At 76.4% G+C, this 3,106-nt stretch carries 3 protein-coding genes and 1 pseudogene; all 4 read left to right on the top strand.

Translation table 11 applies throughout. From position 1 onward, the window contains the following. Positions 1 to 661: pseudogene (locus O4J56_RS31920) on the top strand (hypothetical protein); the annotation flags it as partial. Positions 662 to 737: 76 nt separating this feature from the next. After that, positions 738 to 1,523: a DeoR/GlpR family DNA-binding transcription regulator gene (locus O4J56_RS31915; protein ID WP_333563838.1), complete on the top strand. Its 786-nt coding sequence runs from the start codon at positions 738 to 740 to the stop codon at positions 1,521 to 1,523. 19 nt (positions 1,524 to 1,542) lie between these two features. Next, entirely contained in the window at positions 1,543 to 2,991 is a 1,449-nt protein-coding gene (locus O4J56_RS31910) for a GntP family permease (RefSeq protein WP_270690961.1), read from the top strand. A gap of 10 nt (positions 2,992 to 3,001) precedes the next feature. Continuing rightward, a partial coding sequence (locus O4J56_RS31905) for a four-carbon acid sugar kinase family protein (protein WP_270690963.1) occupies positions 3,002 to 3,106 on the top strand: 105 nt, incomplete at its 3' end.

Here is a 3,106-nt window from a genome sequence, read left to right as displayed (position 1 = left end):
GACGACTCTTCGGACGCGACAGCCCCTCGCGCGGGACCGCGCCGGTGCCGCCCTCGCCCGGGCCACGGTGGCCACCACCCTGTCGCCGGCCGCGGGCGGCATGGTCGCCGTCTGCTGGCCCTTCCTCGGCGCGGAGCTGCTCGGCGCCCCCGAGCGCGGGCCCCTCCTGCTCTCCGTGGCCGCCGTCTCCGCCATCGCCGCGAACGCCCTCCTCGCCCGCCGCCCCACGGCCCTGGCCCCCGACACCCTGCTGTGGCTGTGCGGCGCCGCCCTGTGCGCCGTCCCGCTCCTGGCCGCCTGCGCCCGCGCACTGCCGCCGGGCGCGCCCGCCGCGGCCGCCCTGGTGCTCGGCCTGGCCGCCGCCATCACCGGGGCGGCCGAGGGGCCGCAGCTCACGGCCCTGTTCGCGGTGCGGCACCGGGACGCCCCGGCCCCCGTCCGCGCCCGCGTCTTCGCCATCGGCGCCGGGCTCAAGGTCAGCGGCATGGCCGCGGGCGCCGCCGTCGCCGGGGCGCTGGCCGGGCACGGCACCGGCGCGGCGCTCGCGGGCGCGGTGGGTGTCCAGGCCCTGGCGCTCGCGGTGTTCGGGGCGCTCACCCTGCTGCACCCGGACCGGTCCCACCCTCCCGTCGCTGCTCACAACGGTCAAGAATCCGGGTGAGGGGTTGCACTTGGTGCTCATTTCGGTCATTCTGTGCGGGTCAGTGTGATCGAAATGAGCAGACGTGGGAGGCCCGGTGCGCCACCAGAAGCTCTTGGACGCCGTCGCCGACGGGGTCCAGCGCGTCGAGGACCTCGCGCGGGAGCTGGGCATCAGCCCCTCCACCGTCCGGCGCGGGCTCACCGAGCTGGAGCAGGCCGGGCGAGTGGTCCGCACCCACGGCGGCGCCGTCCCCGCCCCCGCCGGGGGCGAGCTGACCTGGGTGCAGAAGGGCCTGCGCAACGCCCCCGCCAAGCGCCGCATCGCTGAGCGCGCCGCCGCCCTGGTCGAGGACGACCACATGGTGGTCCTCGACGCCGGCAGCACCACCACCCTCATCGCCGAGCGGCTCGCCGGGCGCTCCGGCCCCACCGTGCTCACCACCGGGATGGGCCCCATGAGCGCCCTGATCGACGCCGAGGGCATCGAGCTGGTCCTGGTCGGCGGCCGGGTGCGGCGCCGCCGCGGCGCCATGGTCGGCGAGTTCACCCGCGGCGTGCTCGACCGCGTCGCCGCCGACCTGGCCTTCGTCGGCGCCGACGGGCTGGTCCCCGGGCGCGGGGTGAACTGCCCCAGCCCCGAGCTGGCCGCCGTCAAGGAGCAGCAGATGCGCGCCGCCCGCCGCACCGTGGTCGTCGCCGACTCCACCAAGGTCGGCTCGGACGCCGAGCCCTACTGGGCGCCGCTGGCCGGGCCCTACACGCTGATCACCGACGACGGGCTGGACACCGGCGCCCGCCGCGCACTGGAGGGCGACCCCCACTGCACCCTCCTCACCGTCCCCGCCCCGGGCGCACCCCGTACCCCTGCCCGGGGCGACTGACCCCGAGAAAGGGGGAGACATGGATCCGCTCCTGCTCGCGGCGCTGCTCCTGGGCGTGGCCGCGGTCGTGGCGATCATCCTGTGGACGCGCCTGGACGCCTTCGTCGGGCTCCTGGCCGGCGCCCTGGTCACCGGATCGGTCGCCGGGATGAGCCCGGCCGACCTGCTGGAGACCGTCACCAGCGGCTTCGGCGGCACCCTGGCCGGCATCGGCATCGTGATCGGCCTGGGCGTGATGATCGGCAAGGTCCTGGAGGAGAGCGGCGGCGCCGACGCCCTGGCCAAGATGTTCGTCCGGATGGCCGGGAAGGGGCGCGAGGACGCCGCCATGACCGCCACCGGCGCGGTGGTGTCGGTGCCGGTGTTCTGCGACTCCGGCTTCGTCATCCTGCACCCTCTGGCCCGCTCCCTGGCCCGCCGCTACGGCAAGCCGCTGGTGGGCCTGTCCCTGGCGCTGGCCGGGGGCCTGGCCATCACCCACCACCTGGTGCCGCCCACCCCCGGGCCGCTGGCCGCGGTCGGGCTGCTCGGCGCCGACCTGGGCACGGTCATCGTCGCCGCGCTGGTCATGGCGGTCGTGCTGATGCCGGTCGTGGTCGTCTACTCCCGGGTGATGGGCCCCCGCCTTGAGCCCTTCCTCGACCCCGCCCTGGTGGCCGAGCGCGACGCGGTGCACGCCGGTGCCGCGGCGGGCGACGGTGCGGCCGCGGGCGACGGCACGGCCCCGGGCGCCACGGGCGGCGACGGCGTCCCCGAGGAGCTGCGCGGCGCCGACGGCCGCGACATCTCCAAGGAGCCGCCGGACCCGCAGGTCAGCGCCCTGCTCGCGATGGTCCCGCTGCTGCTGCCCCTGGTGCTCATCGTCGGCAACACCGTCAGCGGCGCCGCCGCCGAGGGCACCGCGGTCGCCTCCTTCTTCGCCTTCGCGGGCGAGCCCGCCATCGCCCTGCTCGCCGGCCTGGTGGCCGCCGTCTACCTGCTGCCGCGCAAGGGCACGCCGCGCGCGACCGTCGTCGGCTGGCTCACCACCGCGGCCGCCTCGGCTGGGATGATCGTCTTCGTCACCGGCGCCGGCGGCGCCTTCGGCGAGGTCCTGCGCGCCTCCGGTGTGGGCGACGCCCTCGCCGAGGCGGTCGCCGGGTGGCCGGTGCCGCTGATGCTGGTGCCCTTCCTCATCGCCACCTTCGTCCGGCTGGCCCAGGGCTCGGGCACGGTCGCCATCATCACCGCGGCCACCCTCACCGCGCCCCTGGTCCAGTCCTCCGGGCTCGACCCCGCCGTGGCGGTGCTCGCCGCCTGCTCCGGATCGATGGTCTTCTCCTACGTCAGCGACTCCTACTTCTGGGTCGTCACCCGCTTCACCGGCCTCTCCGGGACCGCGGCGATGAAGATGTGGAGCGGCATGACCACCGTCCTGTGGCTGGCCAGCCTGCCGCTGCTCGGCGTGGCGGCCCTGGTGCTGGGATAGGAGTCCGGACATGGCCCAGGTACTGGTCGTGGCCGACGACCTGACCGGCGCGAACGCCACCGGCGCCCGGTTCGCCCGCGCCGGGATGCGGGTGGCCGCGGTGGCGCCCGCGCAC

Origin of the sequence: Nocardiopsis endophytica, assembly GCF_027706725.1 — a bacterium.
Classification (GTDB): Bacteria; Actinomycetota; Actinomycetes; order Streptosporangiales; family Streptosporangiaceae; genus Nocardiopsis_A; species Nocardiopsis_A endophytica.
The sequence above is the reverse complement of the archived record's forward strand: the minus strand, read 5'-3'. Positions and strand labels throughout refer to the sequence as shown.

Coding starts and splice junctions, on each gene's coding strand:
- O4J56_RS31910 (WP_270690961.1), top strand. CDS start 1,543: ATGGATCCGCTCCTGCTCGCGGCGCTGCTCCTGGGCGTGGCCGCGGTC.